This is a genomic window from Paenibacillus sp. cl141a (assembly GCF_900109305.1).
Taxonomy (GTDB): Bacteria; Bacillota; Bacilli; order Paenibacillales; family Paenibacillaceae; genus Paenibacillus_AQ; species Paenibacillus_AQ lautus_A.
Genome location: NZ_FNZO01000011.1, coordinates 207,276 through 231,144, shown reverse-complemented (window position 1 = coordinate 231,144; position 23,869 = coordinate 207,276). Strand labels below are relative to the sequence as shown.

Genomic DNA, 23,869 nt, shown 5'->3' with positions numbered 1-23,869 from the left:
TATTTCACAATGCTGCAAAATAAATTATCCGGTATTAGCTACCGTTTCCGGTAGTTATCCCAGTCTTGAGGGCAGGTTGCCTACGTGTTACTCACCCGTCCGCCGCTAACCTTCAGGAGTGCAAGCACTCCATCAAGTCCGCTCGACTTGCATGTATTAGGCACGCCGCCAGCGTTCGTCCTGAGCCAGGATCAAACTCTCCAATAAAGTTTGACTTGCTCATTTCTTAACTGACGAGAATTTGTTCAATTCTCTATTTCAACGTCCCACCGAAGTGGTTCGTTTTACTCACTCGTTGTTCAGTTTTCAAAGATCAACTTCTTCGTTTGTCACCAACAAGTTATCTCGTTAGCAACTCTTATATCTTACCACATCCGCTCGATCATTGCAAGTTTTTTTTGAATTTATTTTTCGAATTCATTTTGGCTTGTTGATCCAAGCATTTGTTCCAGGCCGTATTTCTCGGCCGGAAATATAATATACCATGCGTCGATTCGGAACGCAAGTGTTTTTTGAAAAAATATTCATAGAGAGAATTCTACTATAATGCAGTTTAGTATAACCTGCGTTTACTGAGCCCCTAATATATTAAACGTACGGTTTCATATTAAAGGCACTTATGGCATGGAGAGAAGCCGTCATTTCGTATTACGGTTTGATGATCTCGCCGCGTACCGCTCACATCATCCAATACCAGCCTGTGCGCTTAGAGGTCATTAAAGCTTCACAGGTTTATTCCGCAGTATAACCTGCGGTTAATCCTTTTTCTTCTTAATTATATAAAATGCTAGCTTAGTTCAACAGATTCTATAAGACTACCGAATCGTTTGTCTCTCAACCGCTGTTGCGGACCTAAGAAAAAAGCGAAAGCTCGGGACTGACTCCCAGAGCTTTCGCTTTATTTGTACATCATTTAGATTCGAATTTAACTATTCTGCACCGAGGAACGCATATCGGATCAAGATGATCACAAACAAGATCCACATCAGCCAATGCACCTTGGTATCCGTGCGGCCAATCAATTTGCCGAATACCGCAAGAACCACATAAGCAATGATACCAGCGGAGATCCCGTTCGCGATACCGCCTGTGAATGGCATCAGGATGATCGTCAAGAATGCCGGGAAAGCTTGCATGAAATCATCCCACTCGATATCGCGTACCTGGCTCATCATCAGGACGCCGACGATGACAAGTGCGGGTGCCGTAGCTGCCGAAGGAACAACCAGCGCAATCGGAGCCAGGAACAATGCCAGAATGAAGAGTACGCCTGTGGTGACCGCAGTCAAGCCTGTACGTCCGCCTTCAGCAACACCGGAAGTACTTTCTACGAAGGCCGTGATCGTACTAGTTCCGAGGAATGCGCCTGCGCTTACGCCGCCCGCATCCACGAGCATCGCTTTGCCGAGCTTTTTCTCGCCTTCTTCTTTGTTCTTCAGAAGTCCGGCACGGCCGGCCGTACCAACCAGCGTTCCGAACGTATCGAACAGCTCGACGAATGTGAAGATGAAAATAACTTCGATAAGACCAATCCCGAGCGCGCCCTTCAAGTCCATCTGACCGACAGCCAGATTATCGAACGAAGGAATCCAGCTCGCGCTGCTCAGACTCGACAAATCGGTAACGCCCATCGGAATACCGATCAGCGTCGTCAGCACGATACCGATAAGCAGAGCGCCTTTCAGCTTCAGGACCATCAGGATGGCAATCAGGAACAGCCCGATGATCGCAAGCAGCGTATCCTTGTTTTCAACGAAATTTCCAAGACCAAGATTGAAGGCACCGCCTGGTACCGGATGAGAGATATCCGTTCCCGGGTTGATGGAAGCCGTAACGATATTGCCCAGCTTCAGGCCAACGATCGTAATGAACAATCCGATACCAACGGTAATGGCGATCTTCAAGTTGTTCGGAACCGCCGTCAACAGCATTTGGCGTACTTTGGTTACCGTAAGAATGATGAAGACGATACCGGAGATGAATACGGCACCGAGCGCCGCCTGCCAAGTAATCGCACCGTTCGAGCTTAATACAACTGTCATGAAATACGCATTCAAACCCATGCCTGGTGCCAGCGCAACCGGAATGTTAACGAAAAAGCCCATGGCCATTGTCACGAGACCGGCACCAACAGCGGTAGCGAAGAATACGCCTTCCTGTGGAATGCCCGCGCCGTCAGGACCCAGGAACAGATTGTTGACCAGCAGGATGTAAGCCATGGTCATAAAGGTCGTCAAGCCTGCGATAATCTCGGTTCTTACATTCGTTCCGTGTTCCTTTAGTTTAAAGAAACGCTCCATTGTAGAGATATCCCCCTTAAATTAATGACCGGCAACATACAAATAGACCCTAAGGATAGATCCCTAGGGCCGTCGCTTGAAAAAAGAGCCGCAAAACAATCTTTCGCATGCTGCCGGGCAGCATCCTTATCGAATAACCGGTCTGCTGCATTGGAGCGTTGCTCCAGCTTGCAGGCCGATCTCGAATGCTGGACGAGTCCGCATCATTATATTGCCGCTCTTCTTTTCGTAGCGAGATCATTACGGTGACCTGTAGAGACTCCCGGGCCCATTCCCGGGATTATACGAAAAAGCTCGTTATTTGTAGTTGTCGTGTCGGTTTCTACACATATTCTAGGACGAGAAGCCCAGCCTTGTCAACAACAAAAACGAATATTAAACTTGTCAGTTTAAAGAAATGTTCGGGAATCGCCCTTCCAAAAGCTTTCTGCTCTAGGACGACCGACCTACATACGACTAAAAATAACCCAAAACCTGGGAAGATGCGCACTTGATCATCGAAATCCGCCCGGTGAGGTGTTTTACATCCGATGGTGGCAGACGCGGGTCGAAACCGACACGCAGGATGAAATCGGAATCGTCTATCTCCTTAGGAGAAACTTATGGCTATTTTACCTACAGCATGGTGGGTCTCACTTAATGCATGGGCATCGTAGAGCCCTTTCCGCGAAAAAGGAAACGTAGCTCCCACGACGGCTCTTACCTTTTTTTGCTCTAACAGATCGGCTATTTCCTGAAGCTGCTGGCCATTCGGATCCAGCCATATATTTTTGGCGGTCACGTCGTATTTTCTTACCAGTTCTTCATCAAAATCGCTGACAATCGATATGATTCGCCCGGTATGCTGTTTCAGTACTTTAAAGCTGTTCTTCTGCACGTCACCGCCCATCGTATCGAACACAACGTCCACATCCGATAATTCATCTTCAAATCGGGTCGTGCGATAGTCAATCATCCGATCAGCACCGAGCGAGGCCAGCAGTTCATGATTGCGTTCGCTGGCGGTCGTCATGACGTAAGCTCCCGCTTGTTTGGCAAACTGGATAGCGAACATGCCGACGCCGCCAGCGCCTGCATGAATCAATACCTTCTCTCCTTTGGTCAGTTCACCATGTGTAAACAGCGCCTGCCAAGCAGTGAGTCCCGCGAGCGGAACGGATGCCGCTTCCTCCCATGAGATAGCAGCAGGCTTGCGTGCCAACAGGTGGTCATCCACCAAAGTAAACTCGGCATATGTGCCAAAACGGGTCGTTTCCGGGCGGGCAAACACTTCGTCCCCCACTTTCCAATCCGTTACCTCGCTCCCGATTTCCGAGATGGTCCCGGCAACATCCCATCCTAAAATAATGGGAAACTCCCAATCCATCATTTGTTTTAAATAGCCTTCACGCAGCTTCCAGTCAATTGGATTGATCGAGGTGGCGGCCACTTTGACTAAGACCTGGTGCGCTTGCGGTGCAGGAGTGGGTACTTCTCTTTCCTGAAGCTCTTCCTTGCCACCATAACGGTCAATGACGATAGCTTTCATTCTTTTCCTCCTTACAGGTTCGGTCTTGGTTCAACTTCCCAAAAGCTCGCTCATACCCATTGCACCTTAACGTAAAATTCATCTTATTAGACAAAAGATGCATGCAATAAACCAGAGCCTCAATCCATTGTTTAAAGAGAAAAGCTCATTGACCAACGCAAAAAAACCTTCAATCCCACGGATGTGGATTTGAAGGTTTTTATGTTTAGTGCGGCAGTATAAAAATTACTCCCACTCGATCGTTGCTGGCGGCTTGGAAGTCACGTCGTACACGATGCGGTTGACGTTCTCGACTTCGTTCACGATGCGGACGGAGATTTTCTCCAGCACATCCCATGGGATGCGCGCCCAGTCCGCTGTCATGCCGTCGATGGAGGTTACGGCGCGGATGCCTACGGTGTAGGAATACGTGCGCGCATCACCCATGACGCCGACGCTCTTCATGTTCGGAAGCGCCGTGAAATACTGCCAGATTTCGCGATCCAGACCGGCCTTCGCGATTTCCTCGCGCAGGATGTAGTCGGAGTCGCGGACGATTTGCAGCTTGTCCTCCGTTACTTCGCCCAGTACGCGAATCGCAAGACCCGGGCCAGGGAAAGGCTGACGATGAACGATCTCGTCAGGCAAGCCAAGCTCTTCGCCGACTTTGCGAACTTCGTCCTTAAAGAGGGCTTTGAGCGGCTCGATGAGCTCGAATTTCATGTCTTCAGGCAGCCCGCCGACATTGTGGTGGGACTTGATCGTATGTGCCGTGTCCGTTCCGCTTTCCACGATATCGGTATACAGCGTGCCTTGAGCCAGGAATGCGAAATCATCGAACTTGCTGGATTCCTCATCGAATACGTAGATGAACTCGTTGCCGATGATTTTACGTTTTTTCTCCGGATCGTCCACACCCTTCAGCTTGGACATGAAACGCTCCTGAGCGTCAATCTTGACGACCTTCATGTCGAACTTGCCGACAAAGGTCTCCATCACGCTCTCGGCCTCGCCCTTGCGCAGCAGTCCATGATCGATGAACATGCATGTCAGCTGATCGCCGATGGCTCTGTGAATCAGCATGGCCACAACGGAGGAATCAACGCCGCCGCTCAGCGCGCACAGCACTTTTTGCTCGCCGACCACTTCACGGATTTCGCGAATCTGATCCTCGATGAAAGTCTCCATGCTCCAGTTGCCTTCGCAGCCGCACACTTCGTACAGGAAATTCTTAATCATTTCATTACCATGGACGGAGTGGCGAACCTCCGGATGGAATTGCACGGCGTACAGCTTCTTGTCTTCGTTACTCATCGCGGCGATCGGAGCCGATTCCGTTCCTGCATCCAGCTTGAAGCCGGAAGGCAGCGATACCACGTGATCGCCATGGCTCATCCATACGGTTTGTTTCTGCTCAATCCCTTTGACAAGCGTCGAGTTCGGAGCGAACTCCAATTCGGCTTTACCGTATTCGCGCTTCGAAGCACGCTCTACTTTTCCGTCCAGCTGCTGAGCCATCAGCTGCATGCCGTAGCAAATGCCAAAGATAGGCAGTCCCAGATCGTAAATGGCAGGATCCACATGCGGTGCATTCTCGGAATACACGCTGGAAGGACCTCCTGAGAAAACAATGCCGCGCGGGGAGAGATCTTTAATCTTCTCGACCGGCGTATTGTATGGCAGAAGCTCACTATAAACGCCAAGATCGCGAATGCGTCGTGCTATAAGTTGGTTGTACTGTCCACCGAAGTCCAAAACAACGATGATTTCATTAGGCTTATTCATTACCGGGCCTCCCTTGATTAATGAAATTAATTATACGCAACCCCAATTCATACCGTCAAGAAAGAGGGCCCTTTGTTTTCATGCCAGTTTTTTTACAATTCGAATGCATTGGCGCAAAAAGAGTACTTTTTCCGTACGGGACCACGGTTCATCCTGGTACGCAGCCCGCTCCCAGCGCGACGCGAATGCCTCCAGCTCCCTCCTGAATTCGGCATCGGCTATCGACAGGGCGCTGACGTATTGACGCAGGGTCTGCCCTCTTTCCAGATCCCCATACGTGCGCTGCAGCTTGTCCCAGACCCATACCGCCGCCGATACGAGTCCCTCCCGCCCGCTGACCGCTATCGTCCGGGCCATCCTCATGAAGGCCCAACTTTGGCGCAGGGCCGGAATTCGGCAAATGACGGCCACAATAAGAGGGAGGATCAACAAAAGCGCGACCCCAAACATCACGGGACCGATGGCGGATATCACAAGGAGCACTTTAACGGCAGCGTAGATCATGGTACTCCACAAGGTATGCCATGACATCATTCCGGCGGAGCCGGAATCGCCGGCAGCCGGAGGCATGGACATCCCCTCGACCCCAAAGCCCGGAGTCGGATCAAACAGGACCCACCCCTGTCCCGGGAAAAACACCTCAACCCACGCATGCGCATTCTTTTGGGCGACCTCGTAACGATCCATCGTGCCGGCCACCCGATCGCCAGGCGCGAATCCCGTTACATAGCGTGCGGGGATGCCCTCGGATCGGAGCAGGACAGTCATCGCCGTAGCAAAATGAACGCAGTACCCTTCCTTCGCATCGAATAAAAAATGATCCGTAAAATCCCGGCCCCCCGGTGGCACGGAGGTTTGCAGCGTATACGTATAGTTCTGCTCCAAATAGGATTCGATAGCTTGCGCCGTTTCATACCTTCCCGCGGCGTCCGATGTAATCTTCTGAGCTAAATCCTTCACCCTGGAGGGCAGCTCCTCGGGAAGCTCCAGATACATTTCTTCCATATATTCGGGATCGTCCCCGTTCGCCCTGCGGAGCGCTTGCTCCTCCGGCTGCGCGTATAAAGTCTCTACGGTGTAACCGGACACCGCCCTCTCGCCTTGCAAGGAAATCGTTTCGGACAGCCTGTCGACGGCCAACCTAGGTGTACCTAGCTCTTTGGAAGAATGCATCTCCTTCACGCGGGTAATAATGCCTCCCGACAGCAAAGACGGGACGGGAGTCTCCTGTACAAAAGTCAGCGACTGCACGATCGTCTCTCCAGAAGGACGCTCCCAATACGGCAGGAAACCGCTCAGGTCCTCGGATAGCTTGACTGGCTTGCGGATGGAGGGATCTGCATCCCATTTCCGACCGTCATATCGATTATACGTGTCTCCGCGCCAATACGTCGGTACAGGCGATTGCGCCGTAAAATACAATGCATCGCTGAGCGTCAGAGGGCCTCCCAAATCTTCTCCTTGGGAAGCATATCCCGCAACCTGCGAGGCAGGAATCGACGGTTCCGCATTTCCGCGGAGCCGATCCCCCCATCCCGCCAGTCGTTCCGCCATTTCCGCCACACTCAATCCCATGCCTGGCGAAGGCTCGCCCAAGCCCCCTCCTACTCGGGTAATCCCCGCGATCAGAACAGAGGCCAGCAGCACAAACAGGCTCCAGCGCAGCACAGGCAGCCCGGACAAGCGGCCGGTTCGCATGGGTTCGGGGAGGTCCATTTCCGAAGAGGTCCCCTCCACGGTTTCCTGTTTCAGCTTAAGGATCTGCATCATGCCCTGGGCCAGCAACATGTACAGCACTGCGCGCAGCATATCCCCATAGACGCTTTCTTCCATGGCAGACTCCAGCACCGCCAAATAAACCAGCGTCGAACCGCCAAACAGCCAAACCGTCCGGCGATACAGAGCCAGCATATGGACTGCAGATACCATAATGCCCCAACCGACAAGGAGGATGATCGTCCTCGTTTCCTGGCTTAAGATCGTAAACTCCCACGCATTTCTGAAAGCCGAAGCGTCGCCTGGAAGTATCAGCGAAACGTAATCGGACAGCCATGCGAACGGATCGCTATATTCAAACAACCGGGAACAAAGCCAGACCACCAGCCCGGCATTCAGCGGCAGCCATACCCAGCCTCGCCATGTAAACAACCCTTGAAGCAGCAGAAACAAAGCCCATAGGAATAAGGTTTCCAGCACAAACCGGCCGCCTGTTTCACCCGCATTCCGAAGGGGCAAGAGCCACTCTGACAGAAGTCCCATCACCGGCAGCGTGATTAATATGCGATGAAGCAGCGTTCCGTGCGACAATCTGGAAACGAATACCGAAGGCACATTCCTTGATCCGAATGACCCTGTTTCCCGACTGCCGCCAGCCCTAACGGGCGAGCTGCCCGGTCCTGTCATGGACGGCACCTCCGATCTTGATAGGGTGCTCTACCTCTACTGCTAGTTTTTCATGTACATACACCAGCTTCCCGCCTTTGCCGAAAAATTCCTGCGCCCACGGCGGATGCGCCTGATTATCTGATGGAGCCGCCAATGTGCTTTCAGCCGATTTCAACCGCCTTACGCTTAGAGTACAATAAATGGTCACCTTTCTGCAGCCTGCATTCAGGAGGCTTATCCCGGTGTCAGCAGCGCCTTGATGGAAGTAACCGGTGATGATAGCCCAATCCGTATTCTTTTGCGGGGAATTAAAGGATTGCTCGAATCTTCGGTTCCGCATCGCATCATTCCCGGTTAGCTGAACAGAGGCCAGAGGCACCAACGAATCCGGCTGCCCCTTGGACCCGTCTTTGCGTTCAATCGATGAACCCTCTAAATCCGTCCCACCCATGCATAATTGATAGGGGATTCCATGGCGTATAAGCCGGGATACCATTCCCGCTGCAGCCGATACCGCTTCTTCAAATACTTCCTGCGGTTTCCGGGCTTCATGGCCCTCATACCCTTGGAGCGACGTATCCAGCACAACGCCCTGCCTTGCTCCAAAGCCCTCATGAGGCATGAAAGATTGCAAGCGGCCAAGCTTCGCGGAATTCTTCCAATGAATCCGGTTCATGGGATCCCCTGGAACATAATCGCGCACGCCCGATCCTCTCATTTCATTCCAAACGCGGAAGCGTACGCGTTCATCTTCCGTATCCATATCGCTTCCATGCACAGGCATCTCGGCCACAGGCCACGCCGCAGGCTTTGGCAGCACGATCAGGCCGCCCGAATCGCTGAGCAGACTTCGGTTTGTTCTGAACCAGCCGAACAGATCACCCCATTCCACCTCGCTATAGATCGAAGACCAGACTCCGCGGGGAACCTGGTTCAGCCGGTAGGTATACTCAAGTCGTCGCCGCATGCCCGGGAACAGCAGTTTGCGATATGTCCTGCTGCCGATGCGGTCGGTGATGATAAGCCATGGCAGGGGAAGCATGCAACGGTAGGCAACATGAACCGTCATCTGGACGGAGTCTCCAGCCTGAATGCACAAAGGGGAGCTTATGTGCGAGATGGCGATTCGGGTCGGACCGAGCAAGCTCGTCATAGCCCCTCCCAGCAATAGAATCGTGGATGCCCACCAAACAAGCCGCAGCGCTTCCCCGCCTAACCAAAGATAGAGCCCCCAAGACACCGACCAGATGGCTATGCCTCTCAACCATTCCAGCAGACGCCGTCTCATGAGATGCTTCCCTTCCGGCTGCGCTGGCGCGGCAGATCAAACCTCGTAAGGATGGATTCTACCATTTCATAAGGAGTCACGCCGGCAGCGCGTGCATCATGACCGAGGTGAATCCGGTGGGTCAGCACCGGTACGGCAACGCGCAGGCAGTCATCCGGGATGACATACATTCGGCCTGTCAAGAATGCGGCTGCCTGCGAAGCACGGAGCCACGCCAATGTCCCTCTCGGACTGATGCCCAGGGATACGCCCTGCTGCCTTCGGGAAGCATCGGCCACACTGACCATGTAGCGTTTGATGGTGTCATCCACGAAGACGCGGGACACGCTCTGCTGCATCCGGATGAGCTCGGAGCCCATCATGATCGGCTTCAGATCATCCAGTCTGGAACTGCCCATTCCCCGCTCCAGCAGCTCCAATTCGCCTTCCATGTTGGGATAGCCCAGCGATAATCTCATCAAAAAGCGATCCAGCTGCGCCTCCGGCAGGCGGCTTGTGCCTTCATATTCGTACGGATTTTGCGTTGCCAGCAGGAAGAACGGGGCAGGCAGCGGATACGTATGACCGTCCACGGTGACGCGCCCCTCTTCCATCGCCTCCAGCAGCGCGGATTGCGCCCGCGGCGATGCCCGGTTAATCTCATCGGCCAACACGATATTGGACATCACCGGTCCGGGCCTAAATACAAATTCTCCCGTGTGCGGATAATAGACCGATGCGCCCGTAATGTCCCCTGGCATCAGATCATAAGTAAACTGAATGCGGCTGAAATCGCAGCCGATTAACGCAGCCACCGACTTCACCAGCATGGTCTTCCCGACTCCCGGCACGTCCTCCAGCAGCACATGGCCTCCGGCCAGCAAGGCAATCATCGTTAACGAGATTTGCTCCTCATGTCCGACGATGACGCTGCCGATCCGTTTGGTAACCCTCCCCAGAAGATCTGGCGCCCACTCCGGATGATCGGCTTCTTCAGCATGAACGGATGAACGATACAAGAACATCAACCTCCAACCCATATTCATAGATTATTTAATAGCGTTAGCTTAGAATCTTGAATCTATGAATAGGTTTTCCAAGAAAGCACGAAGATAGACGTCTTTTGCTAGAAAAGGCTTCGCCTGTCCCGCATGATTTAAAGCGCGCCGCCCGCCTGGCCTGAAGGATCTGCACGAAAAAGGCCACCCGTTGCAACGGGTGGCCTCCATCTCATTCATACGCACATGCTGCTTTTCATCGTTCACGTCCGATCATCGCATTAACGATTCACGGTCTTAATCAGTTCCCAATTCCAAATCCGTTCCAGAATCACGGCAGCCTGGGCACGCGTAAAGTAAGCCTTCGGCGCGATTTTGCCGTTCATGCCGTTCACGATGCCCGACCCTGCAAGCAGAGCTGCACTCGATTTGGCATATTCGGCAACCTCATCCCCATCGGCAAAAGCATCCAGCGCCCCTTCGCCTTCCAGCTTCTTGTCTGCCGCCTCCAGGGCACGCTGCGTGATCAGCATCATGTCCTGGCGCGTCACCGGCGTGTCCGGCGAGAAACGATTTCCGCCGACGCCTTGAACGAGCCCAAGCTCTGCGGCGATTTGCACGTGTTGGTAATAATAGGCCGAAGACGTAACATCTCCGAATGCTGCCCGGCCTTCGCCCGAGCCTTCCAGCTCCAGCGCGCGTACGAGCATAACGAGGAATTCGGCCCGGGTGATTTCGTTCTGCGGATCGAACATCGTTTCGCTTACCCCTTGGATAAATTCGCGGGATGCCATCGTTTCGATCGCATCGATCGCCCACGGCACATGCTTCAGGTCATGAAACGTCTTGAATGCGGAAGCGACTGCAAACGTGCCGCCATGCGGCAGCGTTGCGCGAACGATCCCCTGTTTCGCATCATAACGGCTGTCAGCAAGTGGCCCGCCTTGCCCGTTGGCATCGATCTCCCTGACAAAGATATGATCCGGTTGTGCCAGCTCTTCCTTGGTTGGGTTGTAAGGCACCGACCAGATCAGGCGAGCTTTGCCCGATTTCCACGACAGGGCCCGGTCGCCGGCAAGAGCCTCTACCCGGAACACCGGACGATCACCGATCTCCTCGCGAAGGGCTGCACCCGGATTGCTGCCCGAAGCTTTCGCCAGACGCAGCGTGACGGTTTCCGTATCCTTTACTCCGGCTCCCCGAACCCATGCGCTTGGCAGCTCCAGTGCGCCGAACTCCGTTTGGAGGATCAACACAACCTCCGAGTTCCCCAGCAGCCACTTGCCCGGCAATTGATTTCGTAGGACTGGGCCTCTGTTTGAGCCGGGATATCCACGATTGCTCGCTTCGGTCCTTCCACACCGGCTGCCGCCCTGTCCAATGCCTGCTGAAGGACTTGGCTCGAGAGAACAGCGAGAATCAGCCCGGCGTTGTTCCGGATTTCGAGTGAAGGCGTGTTTGGAGCTGGACTTGTACTGCTTCCGCCTCCGCCCGCGTTCGCACCGCTTCCTCCGTCACCGCCGCTGTTTCCGTCTCCTCCGCCAGGAGCGGAGCTCTTCGTGAATTCCAGCACGCCGAACCTGGAGGTGTTCTGATAGGACTGGCCCGTCGGATCCGACCAGATGGCCACGCTGTCTCTTGTGCCCTGGCCGTCTTCATCGTTGTTCACCTGCAAATCGAATCCGATGACCGTCCCTTTCTCAGGTTTGATCTTGTCGAGGCGGATCGCTGCTTCAACGACATATCCCCCGTCGATCACCTTCGCTGCCGAAGTGAAGTTATCCTCGCCCGCATAACCGCCAAAGGAACGCAGATTGTTGAAGTTCATCCGGTACTGTCCATCATCTTCTTGGTAAGCATCCGTCTTTCCATTATTCTGATCCACAAAAATCTCTACCGAATCCTGCTCCCATACGTTGGGGCTAGCATCCGACAACAAGCTGTCGCTAACCATGGCGTAAACATACAGGTAATTCTCATCCCATAGCGTCCGGAATGTTGCGGTTGCGCCGCTGTTACCCTCGACCCACACGTCGGTTGCCAGTTCCGCGGCGTCCTTCCAGACGCCGTCCAGCTCGCCGTCCACCTTCGGGGTGCCGTAGCGGGCCTGGGCCGATTTCGGCGCAGCAGCGAGCGTAAGAATGCCGAGTCCGTCTTGATCGCTCTCCTGGGCATGCCTTGGATCGCTCCAGGACACCACCGCTCCATTCTTGCCATGCTCGGAACCGTCATCCGAACCGGAATCCGTTACCCTGACATCGAAATAAATGTCGCTGCCCAATGCCCCTGTTCCGTGTAGCTTAAGAAGAGCCTCCCCAGCGTAACCTCCCGCGGTCTCTGCCGTGTTGGCGGCTCCACGCTGAATCCGGACTTCTTGCAGGGTACCGTTCACCACCGCGAAGATATCAACCTGATCCCCCGGGGCTATCGATCCGTCATTCACGTCAACCCTGACATAAATATGGTCCTTGTCCCATAGCGTCTTAAATTCGGCAGACAACGATCCCAGCTTCTCCGTCTTAAGTGCCGGAACCAGATTCCAGGAAGCATCCGGTTGTCCGTCGATGACGGCCTTACCCTCCACAGCCATTCCGGTTTTTCTCACAATCGTTAGCCTGGAGGGATCGACCATTCCCCAATAAGCTGGCTTGGCCTGATATTGCTTGTCAAAAGGAAACGGGGCATCCTGGCGGCCCGTCCCCGCGGGACGATCATGCAGCCAGGTATGGTCGTCTGCAATCCCCCAAAGGGTGACATTGCTGATCCAGCCACCCTCCACGCCTGCATCAACGCCCATTTGGTCCAGCCGCTTCAATTCTTCAAACAGCTCTTTGTACCGATAGCCTTGTTTGTCGAGCAATTCCTGAGGAACGGTCTGGAAGGCGTCGGTATTGTTCGTGTACACCGAAACGTCCAGCTCGGTAAGCTGATTATCAAAGCCCGCCTCGCCGAACATCCGGATGGAATCCGAGATTTGCTGGATGGAGGGCCCGCTGATATTGATATGCGTTTGATGGCCCACGCCATCGATCGGAACGCCTTCCGCCTTCAGCTGTTTTACGAGATTCAGCAAATAATCGCGTTTCTTCGGGTTGTGCGTGCTGTAATCATTGATGTACAGCTTGGCCTCGGGTCCGGCTGCGTCTCGCGCCGCATGAAATGCGGTCCGGATATAGTCGAGTCCCGTTATCCGGTACCACTGGCTGTCCCGCATGCCGTCCGGACGCCCTTCGTCAATGACCTCATTCACGACGTCCCAATCGCGGACATCTCCCTTATAACGGCCGGCCACCTCATGGATATATGCTTCCAGCCTCTGAAGGACGAGCGCTTTATTCTCCGGCGTGCCTTCAAGATATTGGCCCTTGTCGTCCTTCAGCATCCATTCGGCGCCCTGCTGATGCCACAGCAGCGTATGGAACCGGAGATTCATATCATGATCCCTGGCATAATCCCTGATCAGATCCGCGTTGGTAAAGTTATAGGTTCCCTCTCTCGGATTGAGAGATTCCGGTTTCATCACGTTCTCGGCAACAAGCGAGTTGTAGTGGTAATCCAGAAGCTCCTTGTGCACGCCGGACAGATGCTTGGGCTCCACGGCTGCCCCGATCTCGAAATACTCTCGATACACATCCTTCAGTGCGGGTATATCCGTCTGAATGGAGCCCGGCAGAGCGAGCTTAATGTCATCGACATAGAAATTGGAAAGATCCGAGGTTTCCACGTACAGCTTCAATGTTTCCATAGCCGAGCTGAAGCCGAAGGTTCCTTTCAGTTCCACCCACTCCGTGCCGCTCGCGGAGGCTGAGGCGAGGGTCGTATAGGACGTCTCTGCTGCGCCCGCCGCTTTATTCTCCATCGAAAGCGATAGTTTGACAGAAGCGGCAGGAGCCTGCTCAAGCCTGGCATAGGCTGAGATCGTATACGTTTTTTGGCTCACCATGATGTCTTTGACGTCCTGGCTGGGCCCGTTCCAGTTGTTCGTCCGATCATGGACCTTTAAACCGTAGCCGCCGCTATGGGCTGCTTCTGGCAAAGCTTCTACGGTCTCCGAATCGCGAGGTACCCAATCCATCGTCGTTCCGTCTTCAAAATCCCATACGACCGTATTCTCTCCTCCCGGCATCCCATTGCCCGGGTCCGGTGCCGGCTCAATCAGCCGGACTTTGAAGTCGTCCATATAATAAGCGGCGTCCGGACTGCTCGGACTCTGCAAATACACCTGCAGGGCTGATGCATTGGCATCGTATTTGTAACGGCCTTTTACCTCCACCCACCCGTCGGCGGTTACATCGACCGGGCTGCTGAAGTTCACGTATTCGGGCTCGGCCCCGGTTTGCTGCATGGCAAGCTGAAGCTTCTGAGACCCTTGGGTGCCCTCCTTCAGATGGACATAAGCGGAAATTTCATATGTCGCTCCCTTGTCCAGCCGATTCGTGGCGGATAGATTAAACCCCGGTCCGTTCCAGGTCGCTGTCCTTCCCTCCGTCAGCAAGCTCCCTGTTCCTTCATAAGCATAGGTAGCGGAAGTCACCGTCTCCGTCCCCCGTTTGAACCACCCCTCCGTCCCGCCATCGAAATGATGGTGAATCACAAGATTCTGATCAGCGGGCGTTTGGGCCGGTTCAACTGCCGCCGCGCTCCATCTAGGCGGAATAAGCAGCAAGAACGCGATCAGCATCAGGCTGATCTTTCTAATGATCGTTCTCTTAGACACGAAATGCTTGCCTCCTCATCGGTTGCCGTTATGATCTGTCCTCCAGCAAAATCTTGTTCATTCTTTGACGCTGCCCACGTTCAACCCGACAACGAAATATTTCTGCAGAAACGGATAGACCAGCAGAATCGGAACGGATGCCACGACCGTTACGGCAGCGCGAATCGAAATCGGCGTTACCATATTCACCGCAGAGTCCTTCGTCATCCCCGCGCCGGCAGCTACTGCCGGGTTGCTGTTCGCGTTCATACTGGATGATAGGAGCTTCATCAGCTCATACTGCAAAGTACTCAGCTCTTGACGGGAGGAGGTATAGATGAATGCATCGAACCAGGAGTTCCAAGCCCCCACGGCCACGAACAGTGCAATGGTTGCCAGCACCGGTTTACATAGCGGGAAGATGATCCGGATGAAGATTTTGAAATCTCCGGCTCCGTCGATTCTTGCCGATTCAACCAAGCTTTCCGGAATCGTTCCGATATACGTCCGGATAACGATCATATTAAATGCGCTGATCATCGACGGGATCACATATACCCAGAACGAATTAATCAGGTTCAAGTCCTTCATCAGAAAGTATCCAGGAATCAAACCTGCGTTAAAGTACATCGTCAAAATAAAGATCAAGGTAATCGGCTTACGAAATACATATTCCCGGCGGCTCAGCGTATACGCCAGCATCGTGGTCAGACCCAGATTCAGCAGCGTCGACAGCACCGTTCTTGCCACGGAAATCCAGAACGCGTCATATATCGTTCCAGAAGCGAATACCGCCTTGTAATTCTGCCATGTAAATTCCCTTGGCCAGAGATAGATTCCGCCTCGGATCGTATCATTCCCCGCATTCAGGGAAACGACGATCGTATTCAAGAAAGGATATAATGTGACAACGACAAGACCAATCATAAACAAGGTATTGAACGTATTAAATAGGATCGACTCAACGCTTTTTTTTCTGACAGGTTTAGTCGCTGCGGCAGCAGTTGCTGGCCCAGGGCTGATTGTTTGATTGTTCACTATAGCAGCCTCTCTTCCCCTAGCCGTTTCGCGACTCCGTTTGCAATCAATAACAGCGTCACACTAACGACCGTTTTAAATATACCGGCAGCCGTTGCTAATGAGTAATTGCCTTGGGCAAGCCCGTACTTCAGTACGAAAATGTCAATCGTTTGCGACCAGTCGACAACAAGACCGTTGCCCAGCAAGTATTGAACCTCGAAGCCTGCCTCCAGAATGTGGCCAACCTGCATGATCAACAGAATAATGATCGTTGGCTTAATGCCCGGCAAAGTGACATGGAACATTTTCCGATAGCGGCTTGCCCCGTCCATATCGGCAGCTTCATATAGCGCCGGGTCGATGGATGCCATCGCAGCCAAATATATAATCGTATTCCAGCCGACTTCTTTCCAAACATGCGACGCTCCGACGATTCCCCAGAAGTATTTGCCTTCACTGAGCCATTGGATCGGCTCCTTGATGAGATGCAGCTTCATAAGAATATCATTGATGATACCGTCCGAAGCCAAGCTCGTCGCGACAATCCCGGTTACGATAATCCAGGATAGAAAGTGCGGAAGATAGGAGATCGTCTGTACGGTTCTTTTCCAAAATACTTTTCTGATTTCATTCAGTAATAATGCAAGAATAATTGCAGTCGTAAAACCAAGAATTATATTGATAACACTCATTGCCAGCGTATTGCGAAGCACCTGCAGGAAACTATCGTCCTTAAAAAGGAATTCAAAATGTTTAAATCCTACCCACTTCTGTTCACTAAAGTCTCTAGCCGGCTTGTAGTCCTGGAAAGCCATGGTCCATCCCCAAATAGGAACGTAGGCAAACAAGATGATGTATGCCATCAGAGGCACTGACATATAGATCAACTGTCTCTGTTCTTTGAGGACGGCCCAGGTGATTTTCTTGTTTTTCTTAGGCTTGCGGACGGCAGAGTCTTTGACTACGGTCTCTTCCATAAGTTTGTTCTCCCCAAAACCCTATATTTCGTAAAAAGGAAGGCAAGAAGCCTTCCCCATTCCGATTCATGTACCTTCCGCTGCTTTACTTAACAGACCAAGTGTCTCTTCTCCATTGCAGCACTTCATTAATCCGATCCTCGTAAGCCTTGATGTTGAGCTTGCGGATTTCGCTGACGTACTCATCCCAGACGCTGTCGAATTCTTCCGGTTTAGCAAGAATGGCTTTTGGCAAGTACTTCGTGGACAACTCATTTTGCTTCGTATTCACGATTTTCGCCTCAGATCCGTCTACCAGGTCGACCGACCATGCCGGGTAAGCAATCTCGTTCTCAGGAGCTGGACTGAAGAAGTCAACATAGCTGTTGAAACCGTATTGGGCAAGGAAGTTCTTGTCATACTCTCTCAAAGCGGCTACCATTTCTTCAGGCTGTGCAGCGCCGTCCGTAGCGTTGCCGTCCGAGAATAAACCTTCCATTTTTGGTGCTTGACCGTGGAAAGAATCGGCTTTATTCGCGAGCTTCCAGGTTGCATCGGTAAACAGATCGCGCTGCTCTTGCGTTTTCATGAAGCGGCCGTCCTTGACAATGTAATCTTCCCCTTCGATCCCCCAGGACAAGATTTTTTGCCAATCTTCTTGAATCAGCGTATCCAACAATTTGATAATTCTGATCGCCTGCTCTTCGGATGCGTTGACCGTGATCCCGAAACCGTTATTGAGGTTCAGAGCCGGACGATCTTTGTAATGATCCTTGATACTTTCATCAAATACAAGCGGAAGACCGACATACGTTCTTTCATCTTTCTTCTGAGTAATCAGCGCGTCCTCTGCGCTTTGGAAGTTCCAGTGCTGGTCAAACATGCCAAGAACTGCACCGCTGGAGATTTTCGCCATATACTGGTCAAAGTTCTGGGTGAACGTTTCCTTATCGATGATACCCAGGGCATTCATTTCGTTCAGCTTTTTATAATAACGTTTGGCATAGTCCTTATCGGCAAAAATTTCCGCCTTGCCGTCTTTAACAACTACACCGCCGTCATTCGGATGACCGATCAAATGCTGAGGAGCATTGAACAGGCCCCAGTTTTTCCAGTCATAGTTCAGAATTTCAAAGCCGATCGTCGGGGTACCGTCGATGGTCGGATGCTTTTCCTTGTATTGTTTAATGATGTCAAAATATTGATCCAAGGTTTTAACCTCTGGATATCCTGCCTCTGCCAATACGTCCTTCTGAATCCAGAAGGCTGGGCCCGAATAATAAGACGAGGTAACATCAGCATTCGTTACACCGTAGTTTGGAAGATTGTAAATATGACCGTCATTCGGGTCTTTCATCATGTTCCAGTACTTCTCATAATGCTTCTTCAAGTTTGGCGCATGTTCTTCAATCAAATCCTCGAGCGGGATAAAGGCACCGGCAGCTGTCAGCTTTTGATTCGCTGTCATCATGTCCGGATAATCGCCGCCTGCAATCATAACGCCGAGCTTCTGGTCAATATCGCCTGCCAGGAACTCGAATTTGAAGGATGCTCCTGTCTTTTCCCTGATTAATTTATAAATCTTGTTGTCAGGTGTTGGTTGCTGGTCGGGCTGACCGATAAAAACACTCACCTCAAATGGTTCGATCTTATCCCCGTCCGTCCCGGGTGTTGTTTGTTCTGCGGAGTCCTTTGCTTCCGGCTGGGCCCCGCTATTCCCGTTTCCGCCCCCGCAGCCCGTAAGGCCGATGCAAAGCGACAACAGCAACACCGTGCTGAGCCGAAGCCATGATTTTGTCTTACCCCCCATAAAAGCACCTCCGTCATAATGTGGTTACATCGTTGGTCGATACGCCTCTTCATGTAACCTTCCTTTATTTTAAAAGCGCTTTCAAAGGCGGACTATACTATAATTAAAGCATTAACCTTAAAAACTTTAGAACATCCTCTTCTTGAACTCATTCGGTGCCATGCCCCATCTTTTTTCGAAATGCTTAAGGAATTGGTTGTAGTGGGTGTAGCCGACCCTTTCGGCGATTTCGCTGTTCTTCAGCTTGTTCTGCTTCAACAGCGCGGCCGCTTCCTCAATCCGCAAATTATGTATGAGTTCGTTGAAGCCAATCCCATTCTTACGCATCAGCAGCTGGCCGAGATAGACGGGATGCAGATAAAAAAGCTCCGCCAATCGCTTAATGGTCAGATTCTCCCGGTAGTGCTGCCGAATATAATCGTTAATCTCCTGGATTATGCCTTGCGAATGCCGGGCCTGCTCCTTGAGAAGAAGCTCGATGCACTCTTCCCCGAAGCGCAGCAGCTCTCCCATCAAGTCGTTCAAATGGAAGGTTCCGTCCGTTAATCCAGCTGCATTGGATTTGGCTGCCAGGATTCGAGCTTCCGCACCTTCCGCCTCCCTCACCAAATCCATGATTTTATACAAAACATAGATCACCATTTTCTTCACGATCCCCGGCGCGATTCGCTGCTCCGCAAACCTGGACGCAGCCAATCCGACAGCCTCGCGGTATCCCTTCTTGTCGAGGAGTTCCACGGACCTGATGACATCATCCATCAGGTTCGTGGGGTAACGATAATGAAACGGCCGATCCCGTACCTCTTCATATGAAATCATCCCGCCGTACGCCGGATCATAAAATTGATGCTCGATGGCTTCCTTGGCGGTTTCGTAGCAGCGACGGATATGCACCAGAGACTGCTGGCCTTCTCCTACAGCCATAAACAGCCGCTGTCCTGCATAATGGCGGACCAGCTCGCGGATCGTGCCTGAGGGTACGCTTCCGTTGTCAGGGGAATAACCGTTCACCAAACCAAGCCGGTTCGATTCCAGATCGATGACATACTCCGAATTCGCGTGGGCTGACAAGCGGGCGACGGTTTCCTTGACGTCAGGAAACAAGGCAGACTCTGCTTGGATCAGACATACGTTCCACTCTTGATGGGCGGAGGATAAAACCTGAAGCCTCGACAGGCCGCTAGCCCTAAGCGGCATCTCCAAGAGCGTTTGCATGATCAGCGAAACATCCTCTTCCCTCTTAGCAATCGCACTCAGGCTTAATCTGCGATGCTCCTGCATCAGCTCAGCATGAATCTTGCCGAGCTCCTCCTCGGCTTCCTCTGCAATAATAGGCTTCAGCATGTAGTGATGGATGCCGTGCCGCAATGCCTTCCTTGCATATTCAAATTCACTGTAGCCGCTCATGATGGCAAATTTCACACTGCGATCCCGGTGATGCTGCTGCCAGGTTTCAATCATATGAAGCCCGTCCATTAGCGGCATGTTTACATCAGTAATGACCAAATCCGGCGCAAGCCCATGAATCATCTTCAAGCCTTCCACTCCGTTGCCCGCGGTTCCGCAGACGCTAAACCCCAAGCGTTCCCAATCGATCCACAGCGCCAGCCCTTCCAGCGCACCCGGTTCGTCATCGATCAACAGCACTTTGAAAGGCATGGTTCTCCCCCTCTCCGCCTTCATGCTCCCGAGACTCCAACAGCCGGATCGGAATCTCGAATGAAACGGTTGTCCCTTGATTCGGGGTGCTGGCAATGTTGAAAATGACATGATCGTCGTAGTACAGCTCCAGCCGCCGATATACGTTTCGAATGCCGAAGCTGTTGCCCGAGAACTGCTCGTTGCGAACCGAGAGAATAATGTCCCGTAGCTTGCTTTGCTCAATGCCCTTACCGCTATCCGTAATGACGATGCGAAGATACTCACGGGCAACCGAAGCGCTTATGGTCACCAGACCCGCTCCATCCATCGCCTGCAAGCCATATTTGCATGCATTCTCAACGAGCGGCTGAATGCTCATTTTCGGAATTTTATAATGAAGCGCTTCCATATCGATGTTGAATTGATATTCGAATTTATCCCGAAAGCGGAATTTTTCGATTTTGAGATACATTTCGATAAATCTGATTTCCTCCTCCACGGAGACCAAATCCTCTCTCCAGCTCAGGAGTCTGCGAAGCAGCTTGGACAAGCTTTTGATAATATCCGTCACATCCGTGTATCGATTCTTCGTGCAGACCACCAATATCGCATTCAGGGTATTGAACAGGAAATGGGGATTCATCTGGCTCTGCAAAAAGTTCAATTCAGCCCGAACCCGCTCCATCTCCAGGCTTTTCTTCTGAATCTCCAGCTTGTACACATTGTTGATCAGGGAGTTCATCCTCGCTGTCATCTGATTGAAATTCCGGATGAGTCCGCCGATTTCGTCCCGGCCTTCGTCCAGTTCAATCAAGTCGAATTTCTCGTTGCTCACCTTCTGCATATGACGCGCCAAACGCTTCACCCGGTAATTGTAGGATCTCAGCATGACCGTAATAAAGACCGCCGCAACCAGCGTAACAACCGCTGCCAATACAACGGTAAACAGCTGCATATCCAGCATGGCGCTCGTAATCCGGCTCCCCCGGTTGATGCCGATCAGCTTCCACCCCTTCACGTACCTGGCCGTTCCGATCGAGAACACATGCCGATCCTCTTCGTCGTATTGCTCCAGGTCAAGCTTCGAATATGCGCTGTACTTCCCTCTTTCATAACCGCTGCTGGCCGACATAATAATCTCATTGTTCTCGTTCACCAAATACATATCCAGATAATCCCGTTCCCGTACAATGACGTCATAAATCTTGCTTAAATCGATATCGATTCGAAGCAGCTTCTCATAGGTGTCATAGGTATCGTAGTAATCCATCTTCTCAATCACGCTTAAGTACGGAACCGTCGATGCCGAGTTGTTCGCTTCTGCCGCCCTGTACGCCGCCACCAGCACCGGATGGGCCGAGCTGCTCCATAATGCATACCAGTCGCTCTCGAGCACATTATCGTTGATCACATGATAATTGCCGCCGGACACAATGGTGGAATTTTCGGTGAAGATGCTAATCCGCTGAATCTGGTTGTTAACCGGTATGTAGCTCGTTACCCGATTCCGGAGCTGCTCATCAAAGGTTTCGTAGAAGTCCAGCTGGGACTCATACTCGCGATCGAGCATTTCGTAAAGGGTCTTATCCGTACTCAGCGCATGACTTACAGCCACCCCGCCGTCGATGAAATTATGAATATCCTTCCTAGCCCGCTCCATCGAGATATCGAGGTTCTGCTCCTCTCTCTCCCGGATCAGCTCCGACATCCGATCCATAAAGATGAGGTTGACCACCAGAATAGGCAGCAGTACACCAATGACAAAAATAAGAAAAAATTTAGTTTTCAACGGAATATCGTTCACGAAATTTCCCAGCCTGAACATTCTCTTCATGAAGGCACCCTCCCGGTTTAGCGCTGCTTGCTTTCAACATGATTCTTGTAATTCGAGGGCAGAATCCCGGTTGTCAACTTAAACTTATGGATAAAATAGTCCGCGTTCGGGAACCCGACATGGAGCGCAATCTCGGAAACCTTCATTCCGCTCCGTTTCAGCAGCAGCTTGGCCTCCTCGATCCGCTTGTCATTCAGGTATTCCTTGAACGGCTTGCCAGCATGCTTCTTGAACAGCTGCCCCAAATAGGTGGCGTTCATATGGAAATGTCGTGCCAAATCCTGAAGCTGAAGCCTGCTCCGGTACTCCCGGTCGACATACTGAATCACTTGAAAAATGGTGTTGTGCTCGTTAAGCTTGCTTAACTCTTCCAGCTGCGAAGCGGCCTCAAACGCGAGCAACCGCATATAATTCTTCAACGGCGCTTTATGGCAAGCATCACTCAGATGACCAAGCTTCCTTTGCAGCCGGTTCATGAATAGATCCGGATCTCCATTCATTTCCGCGATTCTTCGACACAGCTTCAATTCCAGATCGGCCACATCGGCTTGAAAAGCCCTCAGGTGGAGGAGATGATCGGGCATGGCCGTAAAAATCCGCGCCAAGCATGACTCGATGGACGCATGCTCCCCCGCCATAATCATGGAAAGCAATTCGTCCATCCATCCGCAGGGAAGTCCCCGGAGCCGCTCGGCTCCTCTCGGTTCTTGGCAACAAAACACGCCGCTTCGGCCTTGGCTTCGCTTATCGTCGCGCACCTCCGCGCTCTGCCTGTAAAGCTCTCCGATCGCCTGGATTCCCTCCCCTGTGCCGCTTAACGCCACGATAACCGGCCCTTCAAGCTCCCGGGCCAGAGCAGACTGCAACAGCAGCGCAGTCTCCATGACCTCATCCGGAGTCGAATGCTCGACATGCAGCACCACTCCGATGCTCCCGCTATTGTCCTGGAAGCATCCCAGTAAGCTCGGGGGCCCGTAATCGGTCATCCATTCGATCCAATCCACTCCCGTTTCAGTAATCCCTGTTTCAATCAATAGGCACTGCAGCAGCGGCTCGCCCTGGATTTGCATCGCATTGCTGGCTTGCTCGGCCAAATCAGGACTCAACTCTTCCCGAATGAGCCGGTTCAACAAATAATGGACGGCAAGGCCGGCTTTCTTCCGGTTGCTGCGTTCAGCGTCTCGTTCGTTCTGGATCTCATGGCTGAGCTTGGCAAGCACTGCCTCGATCTCCTCGTCATCAATCGGTTTCAGCAAATACTCGGCGACCCGTTGGCGCATGGCTTGATGCGCGTATCCAAAATCATCATATCCGCTCAAAATAACGAATTTCGGAGGAAGAGGCAGTATCCGTTTGCTGTGCTCAATCAATTCCAGGCCGTTCAGGACTGGCATGTGGATATCCGTCATCACCAGTTCAGGCTTCCATTGTTCCATTAACTTTAGCGCTTCCGGAGCGCTCAGGGCTTCCCCGCATATTTGGAATCCGAACCGTTCCCAGTCGATCATCGTTCTCAATCCCTCCAAGACCCATGGTTCGTCGTCCACCAGAAGCACATTGAACATCGCCCTCGTCCTCCTTAGCGCGATAATGTAAGCGCAATCATTTTTACTTATACTACCATACTAGTATATCCATGAGAATATACTACAGGAACACAAACACAAATA

At 52.2% G+C, this 23,869-nt stretch carries 14 protein-coding genes, 1 rRNA gene and 1 riboswitch; all 15 genes read right to left on the bottom strand.

Going from position 1 to position 23,869, the window contains the following annotated elements; genetic code table 11:
• Positions 1–207, bottom strand: a 16S ribosomal RNA gene (locus BMX45_RS25085); the annotation flags it as partial.
• 722 nt (positions 208–929) lie between these two features.
• Positions 930–2,300 carry an NCS2 family permease gene (locus tag BMX45_RS25080; RefSeq protein ID WP_090912823.1) on the bottom strand — a complete coding sequence of 457 codons (1,371 nt, stop codon included), beginning with the start codon at positions 2,298–2,300 and terminating at the stop codon, positions 930–932.
• A gap of 209 nt (positions 2,301–2,509) precedes the next feature.
• Positions 2,510–2,608, bottom strand: a riboswitch (purine riboswitch).
• Between the two features lie 281 nt (positions 2,609–2,889).
• Complete coding sequence (locus BMX45_RS25075; RefSeq protein WP_090912822.1) at positions 2,890–3,828, bottom strand: NADP-dependent oxidoreductase; 939 nt, start codon at positions 3,826–3,828, stop codon at positions 2,890–2,892.
• A 225-nt stretch (positions 3,829–4,053) separates the two neighbouring features.
• Positions 4,054–5,592 (bottom strand): glutamine-hydrolyzing GMP synthase, encoded by a 1,539-nt coding sequence (guaA, locus tag BMX45_RS25070; RefSeq protein WP_090912820.1) that lies wholly within the window; start codon positions 5,590–5,592, stop codon positions 4,054–4,056.
• A gap of 78 nt (positions 5,593–5,670) precedes the next feature.
• On the bottom strand, positions 5,671–7,995 hold the full coding sequence (locus BMX45_RS25065; protein ID WP_090912818.1) for a transglutaminase-like domain-containing protein: 2,325 nt from the start codon (positions 7,993–7,995) through the stop codon (positions 5,671–5,673).
• Complete coding sequence (locus BMX45_RS25060; RefSeq protein WP_090912816.1) at positions 7,967–9,265, bottom strand: DUF58 domain-containing protein; 1,299 nt, start codon at positions 9,263–9,265, stop codon at positions 7,967–7,969. The genes BMX45_RS25065 and BMX45_RS25060 overlap by 29 nt, the downstream gene beginning before the upstream one ends.
• Positions 9,262–10,269 (bottom strand): AAA family ATPase, encoded by a 1,008-nt coding sequence (locus tag BMX45_RS25055; RefSeq protein WP_090912814.1) that lies wholly within the window; start codon positions 10,267–10,269, stop codon positions 9,262–9,264. Before BMX45_RS25055 ends, BMX45_RS25060 begins: the two co-directional genes overlap by 4 nt.
• A 254-nt stretch (positions 10,270–10,523) precedes the next feature.
• Positions 10,524–11,534: an S-layer homology domain-containing protein gene (locus BMX45_RS31995; RefSeq protein WP_254778255.1), complete on the bottom strand. Its 1,011-nt coding sequence runs from the start codon at positions 11,532–11,534 to the stop codon at positions 10,524–10,526.
• Positions 11,492–14,959, bottom strand: coding sequence for an endo-1,4-beta-xylanase (locus BMX45_RS25050; RefSeq protein ID WP_254778253.1), 3,468 nt, complete (start codon positions 14,957–14,959; stop codon positions 11,492–11,494). Before BMX45_RS25050 ends, BMX45_RS31995 begins: the two co-directional genes overlap by 43 nt.
• A 57-nt stretch (positions 14,960–15,016) precedes the next feature.
• A complete protein-coding gene (locus BMX45_RS25045) occupies positions 15,017–15,976 on the bottom strand; it encodes a carbohydrate ABC transporter permease (RefSeq protein ID WP_090912812.1) in 960 nt (319 codons plus the stop codon).
• Entirely contained in the window at positions 15,976–16,935 is a 960-nt protein-coding gene (locus tag BMX45_RS25040) for an ABC transporter permease (RefSeq protein ID WP_090912810.1), read from the bottom strand. Before BMX45_RS25040 ends, BMX45_RS25045 begins: the two co-directional genes overlap by 1 nt.
• An 85-nt stretch (positions 16,936–17,020) precedes the next feature.
• Complete coding sequence (locus BMX45_RS25035) at positions 17,021–18,724, bottom strand: extracellular solute-binding protein (protein ID WP_090912808.1); 1,704 nt, start codon at positions 18,722–18,724, stop codon at positions 17,021–17,023.
• Positions 18,725–18,850: 126 nt separating this feature from the next.
• Positions 18,851–20,383, bottom strand: a complete 1,533-nt coding sequence (locus tag BMX45_RS25030) for a response regulator (protein WP_090912806.1) — start codon at positions 20,381–20,383, stop codon at positions 18,851–18,853.
• Positions 20,355–22,199 (bottom strand): sensor histidine kinase, encoded by a 1,845-nt coding sequence (locus BMX45_RS25025; protein WP_090912804.1) that lies wholly within the window; start codon positions 22,197–22,199, stop codon positions 20,355–20,357. Before BMX45_RS25025 ends, BMX45_RS25030 begins: the two co-directional genes overlap by 29 nt.
• A 17-nt stretch (positions 22,200–22,216) precedes the next feature.
• Positions 22,217–23,764, bottom strand: a complete 1,548-nt coding sequence (locus BMX45_RS25020; protein WP_090912802.1) for a helix-turn-helix domain-containing protein — start codon at positions 23,762–23,764, stop codon at positions 22,217–22,219.
• Between the last annotated feature and the right edge of the window lie 105 nt (positions 23,765–23,869).

Excerpts from the sequence above, each read along its gene's own strand:
- BMX45_RS25080 (WP_090912823.1), bottom strand. The coding sequence starts at position 2,300 with ATGGAGCGTTTCTTTAAACTAAAGGAACACGGAACGAATGTAAGAACC.
- BMX45_RS25075 (WP_090912822.1), bottom strand. The coding sequence starts at position 3,828 with ATGAAAGCTATCGTCATTGACCGTTATGGTGGCAAGGAAGAGCTTCAG.
- guaA (WP_090912820.1), bottom strand. The coding sequence starts at position 5,592 with ATGAATAAGCCTAATGAAATCATCGTTGTTTTGGACTTCGGTGGACAG.
- BMX45_RS25065 (WP_090912818.1), bottom strand. The coding sequence starts at position 7,995 with ATGACAGGACCGGGCAGCTCGCCCGTTAGGGCTGGCGGCAGTCGGGAA.
- BMX45_RS25060 (WP_090912816.1), bottom strand. The coding sequence starts at position 9,265 with ATGAGACGGCGTCTGCTGGAATGGTTGAGAGGCATAGCCATCTGGTCG.
- BMX45_RS25055 (WP_090912814.1), bottom strand. The coding sequence starts at position 10,269 with ATGTTCTTGTATCGTTCATCCGTTCATGCTGAAGAAGCCGATCATCCG.
- BMX45_RS25040 (WP_090912810.1), bottom strand. The coding sequence starts at position 16,935 with ATGGAAGAGACCGTAGTCAAAGACTCTGCCGTCCGCAAGCCTAAGAAA.
- BMX45_RS25035 (WP_090912808.1), bottom strand. The coding sequence starts at position 18,724 with ATGGGGGGTAAGACAAAATCATGGCTTCGGCTCAGCACGGTGTTGCTG.
- BMX45_RS25030 (WP_090912806.1), bottom strand. The coding sequence starts at position 20,383 with ATGCCTTTCAAAGTGCTGTTGATCGATGACGAACCGGGTGCGCTGGAA.
- BMX45_RS25025 (WP_090912804.1), bottom strand. The coding sequence starts at position 22,199 with ATGAAGAGAATGTTCAGGCTGGGAAATTTCGTGAACGATATTCCGTTG.
- BMX45_RS25020 (WP_090912802.1), bottom strand. The coding sequence starts at position 23,764 with ATGTTCAATGTGCTTCTGGTGGACGACGAACCATGGGTCTTGGAGGGA.